Below are 1,815 nucleotides of genomic sequence, written 5' to 3' on the forward strand. Positions count from 1 at the left end.
AATTGTTTTTTTGATTTTTACAGTGTGCTTTTAGATTTCCCTACCTTTAAATTTTTCTTGTAAGTTTTACGGCAAAAGAAGCGTTAGAAGCGTTTCAGAGTACTCTTACGCCTAGTTTCATTGTTTCAAGCTCCCTTACAGATACAATAAACGTTTATATTTTCATCTCTACCAAATACGCGAGATTAACAGCGGATATCATGAAAACAGTGTTTTAATAGAAAACAGTAAGCTTAAAGAGATAAACGAAATTGGTAAACCAATCCCCTGCCCGCTTGTTCTCTCTACCGGTTATGCGAATAAAAAGCCCCATCTACTTTTTCTGACAAGCAAAGAACACACACAACATTTAGTAACATACTATTGTTGAAATTCTTGTCACAAAACCTTCCGTTCAGGGATTATGCGCATTGCCTGCTTCCTTCTCTCCAATAAACAATCTGCCAATAAAGAATGTTATTGCAGTTACGATAATACAAAATTATACTTCTGTTCTCATTCTATATTTTTCGAATTATCACACATTATCCACCCGCTTCACTGCTATAACAATGAAAGGAGAAAAAAATTAAAACACAATATGGCATTTCTCTTTCACAAATCTTATATAAGCCACAAAATTGTTGCGCGACTTTCTATGCAAGGTCAAGCAATAAAATCATACTCTAAAAAACCATTCCACACACCACTTTTTGATATTATAAAGCCATAAAATGCAATTATCATCCCCGCAAAAAATATCTCAGAAAAACGAAATTCCTCCTGCAACAATTGAGATACTCTCTCAAATATTATCAAAGTATTATTGGTTGGATAAATTTGATGACTTATTCCTTTTGACACCATCTGCTCTTAATGAAAAACTAGATGATTGTGAAACTGTCAAGATTAAGAAACGACTAAAGGCAATCAATTGGCAATGCAAAAAACCGCTTGAAGTCCTTGGTAACTTGCTTGGAGATTTTTTGGATAACGAATCCCATCAGTCAATCGAATTTATATTTGAAGACATATCAAAAGATCAAATACTACAACAGCTTAAAACAGATCAACGTAAAGTTTTAGAAACGTTAAAGAAAGATAGATTAGAATATCTGCGTGGAGGATATATTATCAAGAAGGGACTCACCTCCACACACAACACACAAGAATTGCAAAAAGCTGGTCTCCTCTCTACAGAAGAGCTACAAAAACGTATTACAGAGAAAGGACTTTCAGCAGTAGAAATCGAAATAAAAAGGGCATTAGAAAATATAGAAAAAGATCCAAAGGAGGCGGTTCTATTTGCAGCAAATCTGTTGGAAGCCTCTTGCAAAGCTTATCTCGACCACCATTCTATCTCATATAAAGAAAACGCCCATAATACGCTGCCCTCTTTATGGGAAAAAGTCGTTAAGAAAGCTAAGATCCATCCCGAAGATATAAAGCAAGAAAACTTAAAAAATCAAGATCTAGATGAAAATGACTTAAAAATGATCACATCCGGTCTGTATCAAGTTGTGCATGGTACTATGAATTTAAGAAACAAGAAAAGTGCAGCGCACGGCCGCTCAGAAAAAGATTTTGAACTAATCAATCTCAAACCTCGCCATGCGCGTTTAACTTTTAATGCCGCCCATTCTCTCTCAATTTATATCTTAGAGCTCATGGATCAGCCATAATTAAAAGACTTTAGAAAAAACATATCACGACTACCAGCATTTTCTCATGCCATTTTTAATGCCTAAAAAGCATTAAAGGGGGCTGCTGCTACCCTACAAAACCAAATATTTCTATAGCATGACAACATGAGTAGTCACAGCACCCTATGGTTCT

1 protein-coding gene is annotated in these 1,815 nt (G+C 35.2%); it reads left to right on the forward strand.

Features of this window, described 5'->3' with window-relative positions:
- Nucleotides 1-809: 809 nt before the first annotated feature.
- Nucleotides 810-1,661 (forward strand): abortive infection family protein, encoded by an 852-nt coding sequence (locus tag ACFIO3_RS12540; RefSeq protein WP_375704564.1) that lies wholly within the window; start codon nt 810-812, stop codon nt 1,659-1,661.
- The last annotated feature ends 154 nt before the right edge of the window (nt 1,662-1,815 follow it).

Source organism: Bartonella sp. AD328YNZD (assembly GCF_042196425.1).